This window comes from Streptomyces sp. NPDC101152, assembly GCF_044768275.1.
Taxonomy (GTDB): domain Bacteria; phylum Actinomycetota; class Actinomycetes; order Streptomycetales; family Streptomycetaceae; genus Streptomyces.
Window position 1 is genome coordinate 1 of record NZ_JBIWPO010000015.1, and the last position, 17,103, is coordinate 17,103.

The following is a 17,103-nucleotide window of genomic DNA, read 5'->3' on the forward strand; positions in this document are numbered from 1 at the left end:
ACGCCCCTGCCGCAGCAGGTCCATGAGCAGGCCGGTGAGGGCGAAGTGGCCGAGGTGGTTACCGGCGAACTGTGACTCGTGACCCTGGGGGCTCAGCGTTCGGGGTGGCGTCATGACACCCGCGTTGTTGATCAGGACGTCGACCTGCAGGGCGTCGACGTGCGCGCGGGCGGCGAACGCCTTGACCGAGTCCAGATCGGCGAGGTCGAGATGGCGCGTCTCAAGGCTTGCGTCGGGATCGGCGGCGCGGATGTCGGCGACGGCCCGGCGGCCCTTGGCCTCGTTGCGTACGGCCATGACGACGTGCGCACCGTGCCGCGCCAGGTGGCGGGTGGTGGCCAGGCCGAGGCCGCTGTTGGCTCCGGTGACGACGAAGGTCCGGCCCGTCAGGTCGGGGATGCGGGATGCGGTCCATTTGCTGTCTGGCATGAGACTCAGACTGCCGTTAATGACACAGTGAGTCAAATAGGGCCCGGCGGGACTCATCTGGCTCGGATTAGCATCGACGTCGTGGGAGATACGAAGACGGCCCCGGCGGCCAACATGGCGGAGCGCAAGCGCCAGCTCGTGCGCAGCGAACTGGCGGAGGCCGCGGTCAAGCTGCTGGCCGACCAGGGATTCGAAGAGACGACGGTCGACCAGATCGTGGCCGCCGTGGGAATGTCACGCCGTACGTTCTCGCGCTACTTCGATTCCAAGGAAGACGTGATCGTGCACATGCTGGCGGAAGCCGGCGTGAAGTTGTGCGCGGAGCTGAACGCCCGGCCCGCCGACGAGCCGCCCGCGGTGGCGTTGCGTCGTGCCCTGTCGGTGTTCACCTCGATGAGTGTCGGCAATCCGGCCAAGATGCTGCGCGTGAGCAGGCTGATCCTCGACACCCCGGCCCTTCTGGCCCGCTTCCTGGAGCGGCAGTCCCAGTGGCAGGCCGAGATGACCGGCATCCTCGCCCTGCGTGCCGGACTGGACCCGGACGTCGACCTGCGCCCTGCCGTCGCTGCCGGCGTCGCCCTGACGGCCTTCCAAGCCGCCCTGCGCCGCTGGGTGGACAGCGACGGCAGCGAAAGCCTGGACGAGGTCGTCGATCAGGCTCTCGCCCTGGTCGGACCGGTGATCGAACTCGGAGTCGATGCGGGCTGACCGACTCCCGAACTGCATACCGGCCCGCCACACGGCGCCTGGTCAACCCACAGAAAAAACCCGGCTGTGGGCTGGATCCGCGACCCTCTCGCCCCGGCTGTGCCTGATCACCCAGGCAAGATCCTCTACGTCAGGTCCTCGAACTTCCCCGGCTACAAGATCGCCCAGGCCAACGAGATCGCCGCCCGGCGCGACGGCACCATCGGCCTCGTCAGCGAGCAGTGCGTTTTCTGAGCGCCGTCCCCGCCGAAGAAGCCGCCCGCCTGCTGCGAGGCGGCGGGTGACAGCGCCACGCAGCTCGACCAGCGATCGCCACGTGCGTCTGCTGGCAATGCGTGCCAAGCGCAGATTCATCGACGACGCTGACGTCGAGGAAGCGATCGAGGAAGTCGACGACAGCCAACTTGTCCCCCTGCTGGAGGAGTTCGTCCACCTCCCACGCGGCCGGCACCGCACCCTGCGCCTCAGAAGCCTCCTGGTGGGCCTCCACCTCTGCACCCAGGACACCGGCGGCAAGATCGTCTTGGAACGGGTCACGGACATCCTGTACTTCCGCCTCAGCCCGCAGCTGCGCGCCCGTCTCGACATTCCCGAGTACGAAGACCACCACCAGGGATTCGAGGCGGCCTACGCCGTCGTCCGGCGAATCTTCCACGCCATGAAGGACGCGATGAACCCCTCCCCGCTGCCACCCAACGGGCACCTCTCACGCACGGAGGCGAACGCACTGACGGGCGCAGCCGACGTCGGCGAGCTGGCGGAGCGGGAGCGGCGGCTGGCCCTGTTCACCGAATTCGTCCTGGACGCCTCCGTACGCCCCCTCCACGAGTTGCTGGCAGAACTGGCAGAGGTCTCCCTGGGCATCGACGCCACCCCCGTCCGCACCTTCTCCCGCGGCCGCCGTGCGAACGGGCCGAGCTCGCCACCGACCCGGACGCCGGCTGGTACGTACGCGAAGGCGACCACCGCGACCCCGAGGCTCCGGTGTCCGACTCCAACCCCCTCGCCGAGGGCATCGAGGCCGCAGGCTCACGCCGCATCCGCGGCATCGCAGCGCAAACGATCCTGCTCGCCTTCCAGCTCGCCCACGCGAACCGTCGCAAGATCAAGAAGTGGCTGGACACGCTGCCACTCGGCGGCGAGCGCCCCCGCCGACGCACCCACCACCGCCGTCCGACAAGAGAGCCGAGGAGCTGGACCCCGACCGGTCACCTGACACCAGCGGCATAGATCAATCCGACCCCGGCGCCACAACGCACCAAAGACGGGCCCCACCCGTGAGATAGCTCACGAGCTGGGGCCTTGGCATGTCCTGACAAAGCTGTGCGATGCCTCACAGTCACCAGACGACACCCGGCAACGAGAAACGGGCCCCTGCCGTGACTTCCGTCACTGGCAGAGACCCGTTTCGTCGGTTTCTCCTGGTGCGCGAGGGGGGAGTTGAACCCCCACGCCCTTGCGGGCACTGGAACCTGAATCCAGCGCGTCTGCCTATTCCGCCACCCGCGCATTGGGTGTGTCCTCGGGCTCCTTCCCCCTGCGGGGCGGCGCCTTCCGACACGCAGAACATTAGCACGCTGGCCGGGGTGGGTTCACATCCCTTATCCCGGGGCAGCCGCCGACCAGGGAGGTCTTCCGATCCGTCCGGCGACCGGCCGACGGTCGGAGCGCTTCCCTCCGTATCAAGCAGTGCCGGTTCTCGTATCAACCTCGTACCGGTACGGCCCGTCTCCCCAGGAGCCGGGCCGGGTCCACAGTCAGGTGCGGGACACTTGTCACCGGCCGCCTCTACGATCCATGCCAGAAGGAGTTCGCGAGAGGAGTTCGAAGGGGAGCCTCGGAGGGAACCTCCGCAGGGACCTCGACGGGTGTCGACACCCGTCGACGGGGCCGACAGGGGGAACCAGCCGATTCACCGGCGCGTGGATACGATCAGTAAGCAGTACCAGGCAGGGCAGTACCCGCGACGCGGGGAACAGGACGGCAGCAACACCGGAGGAGGTGCCCCATGGGAGTCCTGAAGAAGTTCGAGCAGCGTCTCGAAGGTCTGGTCAACGGCACCTTCGCCAAAGTGTTCAAGTCCGAGGTCCAGCCCGTGGAGATCGCCGGCGCGCTCCAGCGCGAGTGCGACAACAACGCGCAGATCTGGAACCGCGACCGCACCGTCGTACCCAACGACTTCATCGTGGAACTGAGCACACCGGACTTCGAGCGGCTCAGCCCCTACTCCGGCCAGCTCGGCGACGAGCTCGCCGGCATGGTGCGCGACTACGCCAAGCAGCAGCGCTACACCTTCATGGGCCCCATCAAGGTCCACCTGGAGAAGGCGGACGACCTCGACACCGGTCTGTACCGGGTGCGCAGCCGGACGCTCGCCTCCTCCACCAGCCAGCAGGCTCCCGGCGGCCCCGCTCCGGCGGCCCCGGCCGCGGGCCGCCCCGGCGGTTACGGCTACCCGCCGGCCGCCGCCCCCGCGGGCGCTCCACCGATGCCGGCCGCTCCGCCGCCCGGCGGCCGGGGAGGCAGCGCTCCCTATCTCCAGCGGCCCGCCGCGGCCCCGGCGGCCGGCGGCGGCACCCGCTACTGGATCGAGATCAACGGCACCCGCCATCAGATCTCCCGCCCGACGCTGGTGCTGGGCCGCAGCACCGAAGCCGACGTGCGGATCGACGACCCCGGCGTCTCCCGCCGGCACTGTGAGATCCGGACCGGAACGCCCTCGACGATCCAGGATCTCGGGTCCACCAACGGCATCGTGGTGGACGGGCAGCACACCACCCGCGCTACGCTCCGCGACGGCTCGCGGATCGTCGTGGGCAGCACCACCATCATTTACCGGCAAGCCGAAGGGTGAAGCGGGGGCAATGTCAGAGCTGACCCTCACGGTCATGCGGCTGGGTTTCCTGGCCGTACTGTGGCTGTTCGTGATCGTGGCCGTGCAGGTCATCCGCAGCGACCTGTTCGGTACGCGCGTCACCCAGCGCGGGTCCAGGCGAGAGGCCGGGCGGCAACAGCAGCAAGCCGCCCGCCAGCAGGCGGCCCCTCCGCAGCAGCGCCAGCAGTCCGGCGGCCGCCAGCGCCGCAACGCGCCCACCAAGCTCGTGGTGAGTGAGGGCACCCTCACCGGCACCACGGTCGCCCTCCAGGGCCAGACCATCACCCTGGGCCGGGCACACGACAGCACGATCGTGCTGGACGACGACTACGCCTCCAGCCGTCATGCCAGGATCTACCCCGACCGAGACGGCAACTGGATCGTCGAGGACCTGGGCTCCACCAACGGCACGTACCTCGACCGGAGCCGGCTGACGACCCCCACGCCGATTCCGCTGGGCGCGCCGATCCGCATCGGCAAGACAGTCATCGAGCTGCGGAAGTAGTGCTACATCATGATTAGGCGCGAGCGGAGCGAGCACGCAGCGGCGGCCCCCACCACGGGCCCCGGCGCGCTCCCGACCGGAGGGTGGGCACCGTGCGGATGTATCCGGAGCCGACGGGCGAGGTGCGCATGAGTCTGTCACTGCGCTTCGCCGCCGGATCGCACAAGGGCATGATCCGCGAGGGCAACGAGGACTCCGGATACGCCGGCCCGCGCCTGCTCGCGATCGCCGACGGCATGGGCGGCGCCGCCGCCGGCGAGGTCGCCTCCTCCGAGGCCATCTCCACCATCGTCGCCCTCGACGACGACGTGCCCGGTTCCGACATCCTCACCTCCCTCGGCGCCGCCGTGCAGCGCGCCAACGACCAACTGCGCGCCATGGTCGAGGAGGACCCGCAGCTCGAGGGCATGGGCACGACGCTCACCGCCCTCCTGTGGACCGGCCAGCGCCTCGGCCTCGTCCATGTCGGCGACTCGCGCGCGTACCTGCTGCGCGACGGCGTCCTGACCCAGATCACGCAGGACCACACCTGGGTGCAGCGCCTGGTCGATGAGGGCCGCATCACCGAGGAAGAGGCCACCACCCACCCCCAACGTTCCCTGCTCATGCGGGCGTTGGGCAGCGGCGAACACGTCGAGCCGGACCTGTCGATCCGTGAGGTCCGCGCCGGTGACCGCTACCTGATCTGCTCCGACGGCCTGTCCGGCGTGGTCTCCCACCAGACCCTCGAGGACACCCTCGCCAGCTACCAGGGCCCCCAGGAGACCGTCCAGGAGCTCATCCAGCTCGCCCTGCGCGGCGGCGGCCCCGACAACATCACCGTCATCATCGCCGACGTCCTCGACCTCGACACCGGGGACACCCTCGCCGGACAGCTCTCCGACACCCCCGTCGTGGTCGGCGCGGTCGCCGAGAACCAGAACCACCACCCCCACCACGACCCCGGCCTCATGCAGACGCCCGCGGGGCGCGCCTCCCACCTCGGCCGCCAGGTGCCCGGACAGGGCGGGGGCGGCGAGTTCGGCCCGCCCGGCTCCGGCGACACCACCGGCTACATCCCGGCCGGCAGCTTCGGCGACTACACCGACGACGACTTCGTCAAACCACGCAAGAGCCGCCGTTGGCTCAAGAGATCCTTCTACTCGGTGCTCGCCCTCGCCGTCGTCGGCGGCGGCCTCTACGGCGGCTACCGCTGGACCCAGACCCAGTACTACGTCGGCACCAGCGGCGAGCACGTCGCCCTGTACCGGGGCATCAGCCAGGACCTGGCCTGGGTCTCCCTCTCCAAGGTGGAGAAGGACCACCCCGAGATCGAACTCAAGTACCTGCCGCCGTACCAGCAGAAGCAGGTCAAGAACACGATCGCGGAGAGCGGTCTGACAGACGCCCAGAAGAAGGTCGACGAGCTCGCCGTGCAGGCCTCGGCGTGCAAGAAGCAGGCCGAGCGGCAGGCGGCGCAGAGCAAGCCCGGCTCCAAGACCGGTCAGGGACAGGCCGGTGGCACCACGGGAACCACCAGCACCTCGCACACGTCCAAGGCCACGTCGTCACCGAGCTCGTCCGCGAAGCCGAAGTCCCCGTCCCCGAACCCGTCCGCGACCACCGCCACTCCCAGCCCCGGCCCCAGCCTCTCGGAGGAAGAGCAGAAGGTCGTCTCGATGTGCGGTAAGCAGTAGGCAAGCCGTGAGAGGCCCCGTCACACGATGAGCAGTACTACCAACACCCCGACGCACCATACGTCCACGATCGGCGCCATCGGCGCGCCGAGCAGACGGAACACCGAGCTGGTGATGCTGGTGTTCGCCGTCGTCATCCCCGTGTTCGCCTATGCCAACGTGGGCCTGGCCATCGACGGCAAGGTGCCGGCCGGCCTGCTCGGTTACGGTCTGGGCCTCGGTCTGCTCGCCGGCGTCGCCCATCTCGTCGTGCGGAAGTTCGCCCCGTACGCGGACCCCCTGCTGCTGCCCCTGGCCACGCTGCTCAACGGACTCGGACTCGTCGTGATCTGGCGCCTGGACCAGTCGAAGCTGCTGCAGCAGATCAAGCAGGCCGGCGCCGCGGCCCCCCGTCAGCTGCTGTACACCGCACTGGGCATCGCGCTGTTCATCACGGTGCTGATCTTCCTCAAGGACCACCGCGTCCTGCAGCGCTACACCTACATCTCCATGGTCGGCGCGCTGGTCCTGCTGCTGCTGCCGCTGGTGCCGGGTCTCGGTGCGAACATCTACGGTGCGAAGATCTGGATCTCGGTCGCCGGATTCTCCATCCAGCCCGGTGAGTTCGCGAAGATCGTCCTTGCGATCTTCTTCGCCGGCTACCTCATGGTGAAGCGGGACGCCCTCGCGCTCGCCAGCCGCCGCTTCATGGGCCTCTACCTGCCGCGCGGCCGCGACCTCGGCCCGATCCTCGTCGTCTGGGCGATGTCGATCCTCATCCTCGTCTTCGAGACCGACCTCGGCACCTCGCTGCTGTTCTTCGGGATGTTCGTCATCATGCTGTACGTCGCCACCGAGCGGACCAGCTGGATCGTCTTCGGTCTGCTGATGTCGGCAATCGGCGCGGTGGGCGTGGCCAGCTTCGAACCACACGTCCAGCAGCGCGTCCACGCCTGGCTGAGCCCGCTGAACGAGTACAAGCTCAGCCAGCAGGGCGTGGCAGGCCACTCCGAGCAGTCGATGCAGGCTCTGTGGGCCTTCGGCTCCGGCGGCACCCTCGGCACCGGCCTCGGCCAGGGCCATTCCGACCTCATCCGGTTCGCCGCCAACTCCGACTTCATCTTCGCCACGTTCGGCGAGGAACTCGGCCTCACGGGCGTCATGGCGATCCTGCTGATCTACGGCCTGATCGCGGAACGCGGCGTGCGCACCGCGCTGGCCGCCCGCGACCCGTTCGGCAAGCTGCTCGCCGTGGGCCTGTCCGGCGGCTTCGCCTTCCAGGTCTTCGTCGTCGCCGGCGGCGTCATGGGGCTCATCCCGCTGACCGGTATGACGATGCCGTTCCTGGCGTACGGAGGTTCCTCCGTCATCGCCAACTGGGCCCTCATCGGCATCCTGATCAGAATCAGCGACACGGCGCGCCGCCCGGCGCCCGCGCCCGCCAGCAACCCCGACGCCGAGATGACCCAGGTGGTCCGCCCGTCATGAACAAGCCCCTGCGCCGGATCGCACTCTTCTGCGGCCTTCTCGTCCTGGCCCTGCTCATCCGCGACAACTGGCTCCAGTACGTCAAGGCGGACAGCCTGCGGACGGACACGAACAACCGCCGCGTCACCATCGCCCGTTACTCCACCCCGCGCGGCGACATCATCGTCGACGGCAACCCGATCACCGGGTCCACCACGACGAGCAAGAACGGTCTCAACGACCTGAAGTACAAGCGCACCTACAAGGACGGCCCCATGTGGGCGCCGGTCACCGGCTTCGCCTCGCAGGCCTTCGGCGCCACCCAGCTGGAGTCCATCGAGGACGGCATCCTCACCGGCACCGACGACCGGCTCTTCTTCCGCAACACCCTCGACATGATCACGGGCAAGCAGAGGCAGGGCGGGAACGTCGTCACGACCCTCAACGCGGCCGCGCAGAAGGCCGCTTACGACGGTCTCAAGGCCCAGGGCGGCAAGGGCGCGGTCGCCGCGCTCGACCCGTCCACCGGCAAGATCCTGGCGCTGGCCTCGTACCCCTCGTACGACCCCTCGACCTTCGCCGGCAACTCCACGTCGACGGACACCAAGGCCTGGAACTCGCTGCTGAAGGCGAACAACCCGAACGACCCGATGCTCAACCGGGCGCTGCGCGAGGTCTATCCGCCCGGCTCCACCTTCAAGGTGGTCACGGCCGCGGCCGCGTTGGAGAACGGGCTGTACACGTCCGCCGACCAGAGCACCGACTCGCCGCTGCCGTACGTCATGCCGGGCACCACCACCGAGCTGAAGAACGAGGGCAACATCCCCTGCAAGAACGCGACCATGCGGGTCGCGCTCAAGGTCTCCTGCAACTCCGTCTTCGGCAAGATCGGCGCCGACCTCGGCAACGACAAGATGCTGGCCGAGGCGAAGAAGTTCGGCTTCGACGCCCAGCAGTTCGTGCCCACGCGCTCCGCCGCCTCGGTCTTCTCCAGCGGCATGAACAAGTCGCAGACCGCGCTGTCCTCCATCGGCCAGTTCAACACCGCCGCGACCCCGCTGCAGATGGCGATGGTCGCCTCCGCGGTCGCCAACAACGGCAAGCTGATGAAGCCGTACATGGTCGACAAGCTCCAGTCCTCCAACCTCGACACCATCTCGCAGACCGACCCGCAGGAACTGAGCCAGCCCCTGTCGGCGAAGAACGCGCAGATCCTGCAGTCGATGATGGAGACGGTGGTCAAGGAGGGCACCGGAACCAACGCGCAGATCGGAGGGGGCATCACCGTGGGCGGCAAGACCGGTACCGCCCAGAACGGCGTCGCGAACAGCAGGAACCCGTACGCCTGGTTCCTCTCCTACGCCAAGCTCCCCGACGGCAGCTCGCCGGTGGCCGTGGCCGTGGTGATCCAGGACGACCAGGCCAACCGCGGCGACATCTCCGGCGGTGGCCTGGCCGCCCCGATCGCCAAGAGCGTGATGGAGGCAGTCATCAACTCCAAGAAGTGACCCCGCTCACGTCCCCTTCACATCGGTGCACGTTGCGATACCGGTCCTGTATCGGGTGACGCACTTGGCCAGGTCACACAAAGCTAGCCGGGTACGGTAGGCCCGGAGTGCAGCCTCCGACCGCACACACGTGCCGGTCGGGACCGACGGAGAGGGCTGGTAGGAAGCTATGGAAGAGCCGCGTCGCCTCGGCGGCCGGTACGAGCTGGGCCAGGTGCTCGGCCGTGGTGGCATGGCGGAGGTCTACCTCGCGCACGACACCCGGCTCGGCCGCACCGTGGCGGTGAAGACGCTGCGCGCGGACCTCGCGCGTGACCCGTCCTTCCAGGCCCGGTTCCGCCGGGAGGCCCAGTCGGCCGCCTCGCTCAACCATCCCGCGATCGTCGCGGTCTACGACACGGGCGAGGACTACATCGACGGGGTCTCGATCCCGTACATCGTCATGGAGTACGTCGACGGCTCCACGCTCCGTGAGCTGCTTCACTCCGGCCGCAAGCTCCTGCCCGAGCGCGCGATGGAGATGACCATCGGCATCCTCCAGGGCCTGGAGTACGCCCACCGCAGCGGCATCGTCCACCGCGACATCAAGCCGGCCAACGTCATGCTCACGCGCAACGGCCAGGTCAAGGTGATGGACTTCGGCATCGCCCGCGCCATGGGCGACTCCGGCATGACGATGACGCAGACGGCCGCCGTCATCGGCACGGCGCAGTACCTCTCGCCGGAGCAGGCGAAGGGCGAGCAGGTCGACGCCCGCTCGGACCTGTATTCGACGGGTTGCCTGCTGTACGAGCTGTTGACGGTACGGCCGCCCTTCGTGGGCGACTCCCCGGTCGCCGTCGCCTACCAGCACGTACGGGAAGAGGCGCAGCCCCCGTCCGTCTTCGACCCCGAGATCACGCCCGAGATGGACGCCATCGTCCTGAAGGCGCTGGTCAAGGACCCGAACTACCGCTACCAGTCCGCCGACGAGATGCGGATGGACATCGAGGCCTGTCTCGACGGCCAGCCGGTCGCGGCGACGGCGGCGATGGGCTCCGTCGGCTACGGCGGCTACCCCGACGACCAGCCGACCACGGCCCTGCGCTCCACGGACCCCGGCGCCACGTCGATGCTGCCGCCGATGAGCCCGGACGACGGCGGCTACGGCTACGACGACCGCCCCGACCGGCGCCGCCAGCAGAAAAAGAACCACACCTCGACGATCCTGCTGGTCGTGGCCGGCATCCTGGTCCTGGTGGGCGCCATCCTGATCGGGCAGTGGGCGTTCAGCGGCAAGAACTCCGGCAACGACCAGGTGGCGGTGCCCAGTCTCGTCGGCCAGTCCCAGTCCGACGCCCGCAAGCAGTTGACCAACAGCGACCTCACGGTCGGGACGATCAAGCAGCAGCCCTGCGAGAACCAGGCCAAGGGCAACGTGTGCTCCACGGATCCGGCGGCGGGCACCAAGCTCAAGAAGAACAGCAGCGTCAACCTGGTGGTGTCGACCGGGGCACCGAAGGTGGCGGTGCCGAGCGTCCTCGGCAAGAGCCTCGACGAAGCTCAGCAGATTCTGCAGGGTGACCAGTACAAGTTCGTCGTGAAGACGAAGACGCAGGACTCCGCAGAAAACCCGAACACCGTCCTGGCCCAGGACCCGACGCTGGGTACGGAGGTGGAGAAGGGATCCACCATCACCCTCACCATCGCCAAGGCCCCGGCGACGGTCGCGGTGCCGAACGTAGCCGGGCAGAGCTGTGACGACGCCAAGAACCAGCTCCAGCAGAGCGGCCTGACCGGCACCTGCGTCAACACACCCACGAACGACGACAACCAGAACGGCAAGGTCATCTCGACCAACCCGTCGATCGGCACCCAGGTCAAGAAGAACTCCACGGTGCAGATCAACGTCGGTCAGAAGCAGAACAACCAGGTCCAGGTGCCGAACGGCATCCGGGGGCAGAGGCTCAAGGACGTCAAGAACGCCCTGCAGCAGGTGGGCCTCCAGGTCGGCAACATCAACGGCTCCCAGGACGACAACGCCATCGTCATCAACTCGGACCCGGCCCCGGGCAGCACGGTCAACCAGGGCTCCGCGGTCAACCTGCAGACCATCGGCGGCGGCGGCAACAACGGTGGGAACAACGGCGGCACCAACATCTTCGGCGGCCAAGGCGGCTGACCGGTGCCCTCGGACATGCAAGGGCCCCTGCCCGGGAAACGTCCCGGGCAGGGGCCCTTCGCGGGTCTCGTTGGTGGTCGTCGACTAGGACGATCCCCGGCACTTGATCAGGAGTGCCGGGGACTCCGCGTTGTCCGTGCACCACTGTCGGTCTCGCATGGCCGGGCCTCCCTCGATCGTGTCTTCATATGTGACGAACTCGTTGATCGGCTGAGGCGGGATGTCAGAAATCTGCCCCGGCCGTACGGCCACACCACGAACAAAGGGCAGAACATGATCAACGAATCGGCGCTGCTGGATCGAAGTCCCTGCGCGACGGCGTGCTGGAGCGCACGGACGTACTCGACAGAGTCAAGGCGCTGTCACTACTGCCGGATGGGATGCATGTGACGACGGCGATGGTGGCCGCCTACTTCCAGGTGGCAGGTTCAGAACTGAGCTCCTTTAAGGAGCTCAGTGGGATCCAGTCGCGCACTGCGTCGCTCGCAGTCTTCTCCCGCCGCGCCGTCCTCAACGTTGCCATGTTTGCTCCGGGACAGCGAAGTCGCACGTCAGGTGCGTGTGCATCTTCTGGACATGGAGTACCTGGCGTGTACTCAGCCTGTGGACAACTCCATCCACAGCGATGTCGTATCCCTCGACGACCGCATCGACCAGCGCATCGAGCGGAGTCTCCGAAGGCACAGCGTTCGCTTGCAGAGGCAGGAAGGGCCACGTGACTGGCCCAACACCGAGGTCATGGCCTCCATCGACGCCATGTCCGGCCGCGAGTTCGAGCAACACGTCGCAGAGCTGCTCCGCCTCGACGGCTGCACCGACGTCGTCGTACGAGGCGGCTGTGGAGACCGAGGCGTCGACATCACCGGGCGTACAGCCGACAGGCGGCGCGTCGCCGTCCAGTGCAAGAGATTCGCGCCCTGCTTCTCCATCACCAGCTCTGACGTCCAGAAGTTCGTCGGTGCGGCCAAAGTTCTGCACGTCTCGGAAGTGGCCCTCTTCGTGGCGACATGCCCTTTCACCCGTGAAGCGCTGAAAGTCGCCACCGCCGGCGGAGTGACCGCCGTACACCGCGGCCTGCTGGAGGAGTGGAGCACCGGGAAACCGCTTCAGATTCTCCTATGGCGGCGCCTGAACATGGAAAGGCCCGAAGCCGCAAGCGGAAGTTGCGGCTTCGGGCCTCCGTCATGCTAGCGACAGACCTTCCGCAAGGAGGTCTGTCAGCTCAACTCCTTCGGCGGTGTCCGCTTGCTGTCGACCTTGTCGACGCGGACCAGTTCGCCCCACACCACGTACCGGTACCGCGAGGTGTAGACCGGTGTGCACGTCGTCAGGGTGATGTAGTGGCCGGCCTTCGTCCTGCCGGACTCCTTGGGGATCTGGGAGATGACCTTGACGTCGTACTTCGAGGTCTCGTCGAGGATGTCGTAGACCTTGTAGACGTACCACTTGTCCCGCGTCTCGAAGACGATCGGGTCGCCGACCTTCAGCTTGTCGATGTTGTGGAACTTGGCGCCGTGGCCGTCGCGGTGGGCGGCGAGGGCGAAGTTGCCCTCCTTGCCCGTCATCGGGAGCGTCGCCTTCACCGGGTCGGTGTAGTAGCCGGCCACGCCGTCGTTGAGGACGTCGGTCGACGTGCCCTTCTCCACCAGGACCTGGCCGTTCTGCATGGCGGGGACGTGCAGGAAGCCGATGCCGTTCCCGGTGTCCAGCGCGCCGGGCCCGGTGTCCTCCTGGTGGGCCCAGGTGTCGCGGACCTCCGCGGCCTCCTTGTTCGCCGTGCGGTCGGCGACGACGTTCGTCCACCACAGGGAGTAGACGACGAACAGGCCGAGCACCAGGCCCGCGGTGATGAGGAGTTCACCGAGGACACTGACCGCCATCGCGATAGGGCCGGGGCGCCGTCGGCGGGCCGGCGGTCCCGCGAACGCGTCCGTGTCCTGTTGTCTGCGGTCTCTTCTGTCGCCGGTGGTCGCTGCCACGTTCATCCGCCCCTACTTGACGAGCGCGTCCGGCTTGCCCTTGCTGCGGAGCCGGTCCTCGACCATCTTGCCCCAGACGATCAGCCGGTACTTGCTGGTGAACTCCGGCGTGCAGGTGGTGAGGGTGATGTAGCGGCCGGGCTGGGTGAAGCCGGACCCCTTCGGGATGGGGTCGATCACGCTCGTGTTGCTGGGGGACGTCACCGGCAGCATCGAGGTCACCTTGTAGACGTAGTAGTCGTCCTGCGTCTCGACGACGACCTCGTCGCCGGGCTTGAGCTTGTTGATGTACCGGAACGGCTCGCCGTGCGTGTTGCGGTGGCCGGCCAGGGCGAAGTTGCCGGTCTTCGCGGACGGCATGGCCGTCTTCAGACTGCCCTCGCTGTAGTGGCCGACCATGCCCTTGTCGAGCACCTTCTTGTTGCTGACGCCCTCGGCGATCGGCACCACCACGTCCAGCTTGGGGATGTGGAGGATCGCGAAGCCCTGACCCGGCTCGAACTCGCCGGGCGCGCGCTTACCGTTCGCCCAGTCGTTCTGCAGGGTGCTGGTCTCCTGGTCGGCCTGGGCGTGCGCCCGGACGTTCGTCCACCACAGCTGGTAGGAGACGAACAGCAGCATCAGCACGCCGGTCGTGATGAACAGCTCACCGATCGCGCGGCTGGCGATCACGGCCGCACCGGGCTTGCGGGCCCGGGCCTGACGGCGCGCCTCGACCCGGGACAGCGGCGCCCGGGCCCCTGAGGACCCGTCGGTCTCAGGAGACTCAACAGTCTCAGAGGTCGCGGCGGTCGCCCCATGGCGCCCGTGACGGCCCTTGGCGGCCTTTCTGCGGGCCGCTCGGCCGCCCAGAGTGACAGGGGTGGCCTGCGCGGCCGTTGAGGCGTCAGAGGGCGATATGAAGTCGCCGGGCGGCGGATCCGGTATCCGCAGTGCCACGGTCTCCTCGTCGATCGGAGGTTCGTACGCCTGCCGCCCCACCGTCCAGTCCTCGAACGCACCGGACGCCTCGTGGGGCTCCTGCCCGTACGAGGTGCCGGACTCGCGCTCGGGGCGCAGCGCGGTCACGCCGTGGCCCTGCCCACCACCGGGGCGAGCCCCGCCGACCTCGCGACCGCGCCCTGGTCGCCGCACTCCACCAGCCAGTTCGCCAGCATCCGGTGCCCGTGCTCGGTGAGCACCGACTCCGGGTGGAACTGCACACCCTCGACCGGCAGTTCACGGTGCCTCAGGCCCATGATGATTCCGTCGTGCGTTCGAGCGGTGATTTCCAGCTCGGCCGGGACGGTCGACGGCATCGCCGCCAGCGAGTGGTAGCGCGTCGCGGGGAACGGCGTCGGCAGTCCCGCGAAGACACCCTTGCCCTCGTGCTCGACCAGCGAGGTCTTCCCGTGCAGCAGCTCGGGGGCGCGGTCCACCACACCGCCGTACGCCACCTGCATGGACTGCATGCCGAGGCAGACACCGAAGACCGGGACACCGGTCGTGGCGCAGTGGCGCACCATGTCGACGCAGACGCCGGCCTCCTCGGGCGTGCCCGGGCCGGGGGACAGCAGGACGCCGTCGAAGCCGTCCTGGGCGTGCGCGGTCGACACCTCGTCGTTGCGCAGCACCTCGCACTCGGCGCCCAGCTGGTACAGGTACTGGACCAGGTTGAAGACGAAGCTGTCGTAGTTGTCCACGACCAGAATGCGCGCGCTCACTGGTTGTTCACCGTCACATCGTTGAAGGGAAGCAGCGGTTCGGCCCACGGGAAGACGTACTGGAACAGGACGTAGACCACCAGCAGGACCAGGGCGAGTGAGATCAGCGCCTTCACCCACACGTTGCCCGGCAGATGCCGCCAGATCCAGCCGTACATGCCGTCCCTTCCGTTCCACCCACGGCACCAGTCGCACGCCGTACCGTCACCAGACTAACGGCGCAGCGCCGCCGGCTTGCCTGCGTCCACAGGCTGTGTGGAGTCCAGGTGCCCCCACACGATCAGCCGGTGACTGTGCCCCCACTCCGGATCGCACGTGGTCAGCGTGAGGTAGCGGCCCGCACGCGTGTACCCCGACTTACGTGGCACAGGGTCGATCACCTCAACGTCCGTGGGAACGGTTTTGTAGGGGCCTTTGTCGATCCGATACGTGAACCAGGTGGTCCCGTCGGTCAGCACGACCGCGTCCCCTGGCCGTAGCTCGGGGAAGTCCACGAACGGGTCACCGTACGTGCGCCGGTGACCGGCGACCGCGAAGTTGCCCACCTGCCCGAGCTGCGCGGTGCCCGCGTAGTGCCCCAGGCCCTTCTTCAGGGTGCTCACGGCGGTGTCCTCGAGCACGGGCTTGTTCCACGTGAAACCAAGCCGCGGGATGTACATGATCGCGAAGGGACTGCCCGGTCGGTAGGGCGCCGGTTCCCGCACCGCGGCCGCGGTGCCGGCCGTCGTGGCGGGGTGCGCCGTCCGCCGGGACCACTGGTGGTGCAGCACGTCGATCTGGCGGCTCATCGCCCCGTCCGCCCGCACGCCCGTCCAGAACAGCACATACACGACGAACAGGACGATCAAGGTACCGACGGTGATGCACAGTTCACTGAAGGTCCTGACGACGACGCGCACCGGCCGCTCCTGAAACGGATCGGTTCACTTCACGGGCTGTGCGTAGTGCAGATCCACTGTGCCGGAATAGCCGGGAAGAGTCACCGTCCCGTCCTGGGTGACTTTCCAGCCGAGGCCGTACACGTTGACGTACACCATGTAGTTCTGGATCGCCTTCGAGGCGGACATCGCCTGGTTCAGCTTGTCCGGGTCCCCGACGGCGGTGATCTTGTACGGCGGTGAGTAGACCCGACCCTGGAGGATCAGCGTGTTGCCCACGCAACGCACGGCGCTGGTGGAGATCAGCCGCTGGTCCATGACCTTGATGCCCTTGGCGCCGCCCTGCCACAGGGCGTTCACCACGGCCTGCAGGTCCTGCTGGTGGATGACCAGGTAGTCGGGCTGCGGCTCGGGGTAGCCGGGAAGCTTGGCGGTGGCGTTCGGCGGGGCGTCGTTGAGCGTGACGGTGATCGCCGTGCCCTTGAGCGGCCGGGTGCCCGCGTCCTGCTCCAGACCGGTGAGCTTCCGGCCCTGCGCCGCGCTGCTGCCGTCGTCCTGTTCCGCGAGGGACTCGACGTCACCGCGCAGGGCGGCGTTGGAGGCGTCCAGTTCCTTGTTCTTGCGGCTGCGCTCCTGGATGAGGTCCGAAAGCTTCAGCAAGGACGTGTCCGTACGGATGTTGGTGCCCTTGGCCGTGTTGAAACTGGTGAAGAAAATGAGCCCCGCGAGGGCGAAGACGGCCACGGTGAGCACCCGCACGGGCCGGAAACGAGGCCCTCCGGCAGGACTGGATCCCGCCTGGGGGGAGTCGGCAGAATTGCTCAACGTACCCTTATCTCCTTCGGCACCGCGGAAGCACTACGCTAACGGACGCCCGGGGGAGCGCTAAGAGTCCCCTTGTACGCTGCCCCGGAGCCAGCCCCCGTTCCCTGCGCGGCCACGCAGCGCATCGACAGGAGAGACCCTCGTGCCGAAGTCACGTATCCGCAAGAAGGCCGACTACACGCCGCCCCCGGCGAAGCAGGCGACCGCCATCAAGCTGAACAGCCGTGCCTGGGTGGCGCCCGTGATGCTGGCCATGTTCGTCATCGGCCTCGCCTGGATCGTCGTCTTCTACGTGACGGACGGTTCGCTGCCCATCAACGCGCTGGACAACTGGAACATCGTGGTGGGCTTCGGCTTCATCGCCGCCGGATTCGGCGTCTCCACCCAGTGGAAGTAGCGGTCCGAGGAGA

General features: G+C 67.9%; 16 protein-coding genes, 1 tRNA gene and 2 pseudogenes. 11 read left to right on the plus strand and 8 right to left on the minus strand.

What is annotated here, in order from left to right; all coding sequences use genetic code 11:
• Positions 1-429, minus strand: a 429-nt coding sequence (locus ACIRVK_RS20795) for an SDR family NAD(P)-dependent oxidoreductase (RefSeq protein ID WP_404249071.1), incomplete at its 3' end; no start/stop codon positions are given.
• Between the two features lie 114 nt (positions 430-543).
• Between ACIRVK_RS20795 and ACIRVK_RS20800 the strand changes: the two genes are divergently transcribed.
• From ACIRVK_RS20800 to ACIRVK_RS20810, 3 genes and pseudogenes are all read left to right on the plus strand, one after another.
• A complete protein-coding gene (locus ACIRVK_RS20800; protein WP_404249356.1) occupies positions 544-1,137 on the plus strand; it encodes a TetR family transcriptional regulator in 594 nt (197 codons plus the stop codon).
• A gap of 114 nt (positions 1,138-1,251) precedes the next feature.
• Positions 1,252-1,368 (plus strand): annotated as a pseudogene (locus ACIRVK_RS20805) (aldo/keto reductase); the annotation flags it as partial.
• Positions 1,369-1,453: 85 nt separating this feature from the next.
• A complete protein-coding gene (locus ACIRVK_RS20810) occupies positions 1,454-2,353 on the plus strand; it encodes a hypothetical protein (RefSeq protein ID WP_404249073.1) in 900 nt (299 codons plus the stop codon).
• 206 nt (positions 2,354-2,559) lie between these two features.
• Here ACIRVK_RS20810 and ACIRVK_RS20815 read toward each other — a convergent pair.
• Positions 2,560-2,646: transfer RNA gene (locus ACIRVK_RS20815), tRNA-Leu, on the minus strand.
• A gap of 499 nt (positions 2,647-3,145) precedes the next feature.
• On the opposite strand from ACIRVK_RS20815, the gene ACIRVK_RS20820 reads away from it, so the two are divergent.
• The 7 genes from ACIRVK_RS20820 (at position 3,146) to ACIRVK_RS20850 (ending at position 12,499) form a co-directional block, all read left to right on the plus strand.
• Positions 3,146-3,991, plus strand: coding sequence for an FhaA domain-containing protein (locus ACIRVK_RS20820; RefSeq protein ID WP_404249075.1), 846 nt, complete (start codon positions 3,146-3,148; stop codon positions 3,989-3,991).
• Between the two features lie 10 nt (positions 3,992-4,001).
• Positions 4,002-4,517, plus strand: coding sequence for an FHA domain-containing protein (locus tag ACIRVK_RS20825; protein WP_133048391.1), 516 nt, complete (start codon positions 4,002-4,004; stop codon positions 4,515-4,517).
• 98 nt (positions 4,518-4,615) lie between these two features.
• Positions 4,616-6,193, plus strand: a complete 1,578-nt coding sequence (locus ACIRVK_RS20830; protein ID WP_404249358.1) for a Stp1/IreP family PP2C-type Ser/Thr phosphatase — start codon at positions 4,616-4,618, stop codon at positions 6,191-6,193.
• Between the two features lie 27 nt (positions 6,194-6,220).
• Positions 6,221-7,660, plus strand: coding sequence for an FtsW/RodA/SpoVE family cell cycle protein (locus tag ACIRVK_RS20835; RefSeq protein ID WP_404249077.1), 1,440 nt, complete (start codon positions 6,221-6,223; stop codon positions 7,658-7,660).
• Complete coding sequence (locus ACIRVK_RS20840) at positions 7,657-9,147, plus strand: peptidoglycan D,D-transpeptidase FtsI family protein (protein WP_404249079.1); 1,491 nt, start codon at positions 7,657-7,659, stop codon at positions 9,145-9,147. Before ACIRVK_RS20835 ends, ACIRVK_RS20840 begins: the two co-directional genes overlap by 4 nt.
• Positions 9,148-9,316: 169 nt before the next feature.
• Positions 9,317-11,308 (plus strand): Stk1 family PASTA domain-containing Ser/Thr kinase, encoded by a 1,992-nt coding sequence (gene pknB, locus ACIRVK_RS20845; protein WP_404249081.1) that lies wholly within the window; start codon positions 9,317-9,319, stop codon positions 11,306-11,308.
• A 576-nt stretch (positions 11,309-11,884) separates the two neighbouring features.
• Entirely contained in the window at positions 11,885-12,499 is a 615-nt protein-coding gene (locus ACIRVK_RS20850; RefSeq protein WP_404249083.1) for a restriction endonuclease, read from the plus strand.
• A 26-nt stretch (positions 12,500-12,525) separates the two neighbouring features.
• Here the strand turns inward: ACIRVK_RS20850 and ACIRVK_RS20855 are convergent, their stop codons facing one another.
• The 6 genes and pseudogenes from ACIRVK_RS20855 to ACIRVK_RS20880 form a co-directional block, all read right to left on the minus strand.
• Positions 12,526-13,293 (minus strand): class E sortase, encoded by a 768-nt coding sequence (locus ACIRVK_RS20855; protein WP_404249085.1) that lies wholly within the window; start codon positions 13,291-13,293, stop codon positions 12,526-12,528.
• 6 nt (positions 13,294-13,299) lie between these two features.
• Positions 13,300-14,355 carry a class E sortase gene (locus ACIRVK_RS20860; protein WP_404249087.1) on the minus strand — a complete coding sequence of 352 codons (1,056 nt, stop codon included), beginning with the start codon at positions 14,353-14,355 and terminating at the stop codon, positions 13,300-13,302.
• On the minus strand, positions 14,352-14,990 hold the full coding sequence (locus tag ACIRVK_RS20865; protein ID WP_404249089.1) for an aminodeoxychorismate/anthranilate synthase component II: 639 nt from the start codon (positions 14,988-14,990) through the stop codon (positions 14,352-14,354). Before ACIRVK_RS20865 ends, ACIRVK_RS20860 begins: the two co-directional genes overlap by 4 nt.
• A pseudogene (locus tag ACIRVK_RS20870) lies at positions 14,987-15,185 on the minus strand (hypothetical protein). The gene ACIRVK_RS20865 and the pseudogene ACIRVK_RS20870 overlap by 4 nt, the downstream one beginning before the upstream one ends.
• A 17-nt stretch (positions 15,186-15,202) precedes the next feature.
• Positions 15,203-15,889, minus strand: coding sequence for a class E sortase (locus tag ACIRVK_RS20875; RefSeq protein WP_404249091.1), 687 nt, complete (start codon positions 15,887-15,889; stop codon positions 15,203-15,205).
• A gap of 24 nt (positions 15,890-15,913) precedes the next feature.
• Positions 15,914-16,693 carry a DUF881 domain-containing protein gene (locus ACIRVK_RS20880; protein ID WP_404249093.1) on the minus strand — a complete coding sequence of 260 codons (780 nt, stop codon included), beginning with the start codon at positions 16,691-16,693 and terminating at the stop codon, positions 15,914-15,916.
• Positions 16,694-16,835: 142 nt separating this feature from the next.
• Here ACIRVK_RS20880 and crgA point away from each other — a divergent pair, with 142 nt between their 5' ends.
• Positions 16,836-17,090 (plus strand): cell division protein CrgA, encoded by a 255-nt coding sequence (gene crgA, locus ACIRVK_RS20885; protein ID WP_404249095.1) that lies wholly within the window; start codon positions 16,836-16,838, stop codon positions 17,088-17,090.
• Positions 17,091-17,103: the final 13 nt, after the last annotated feature.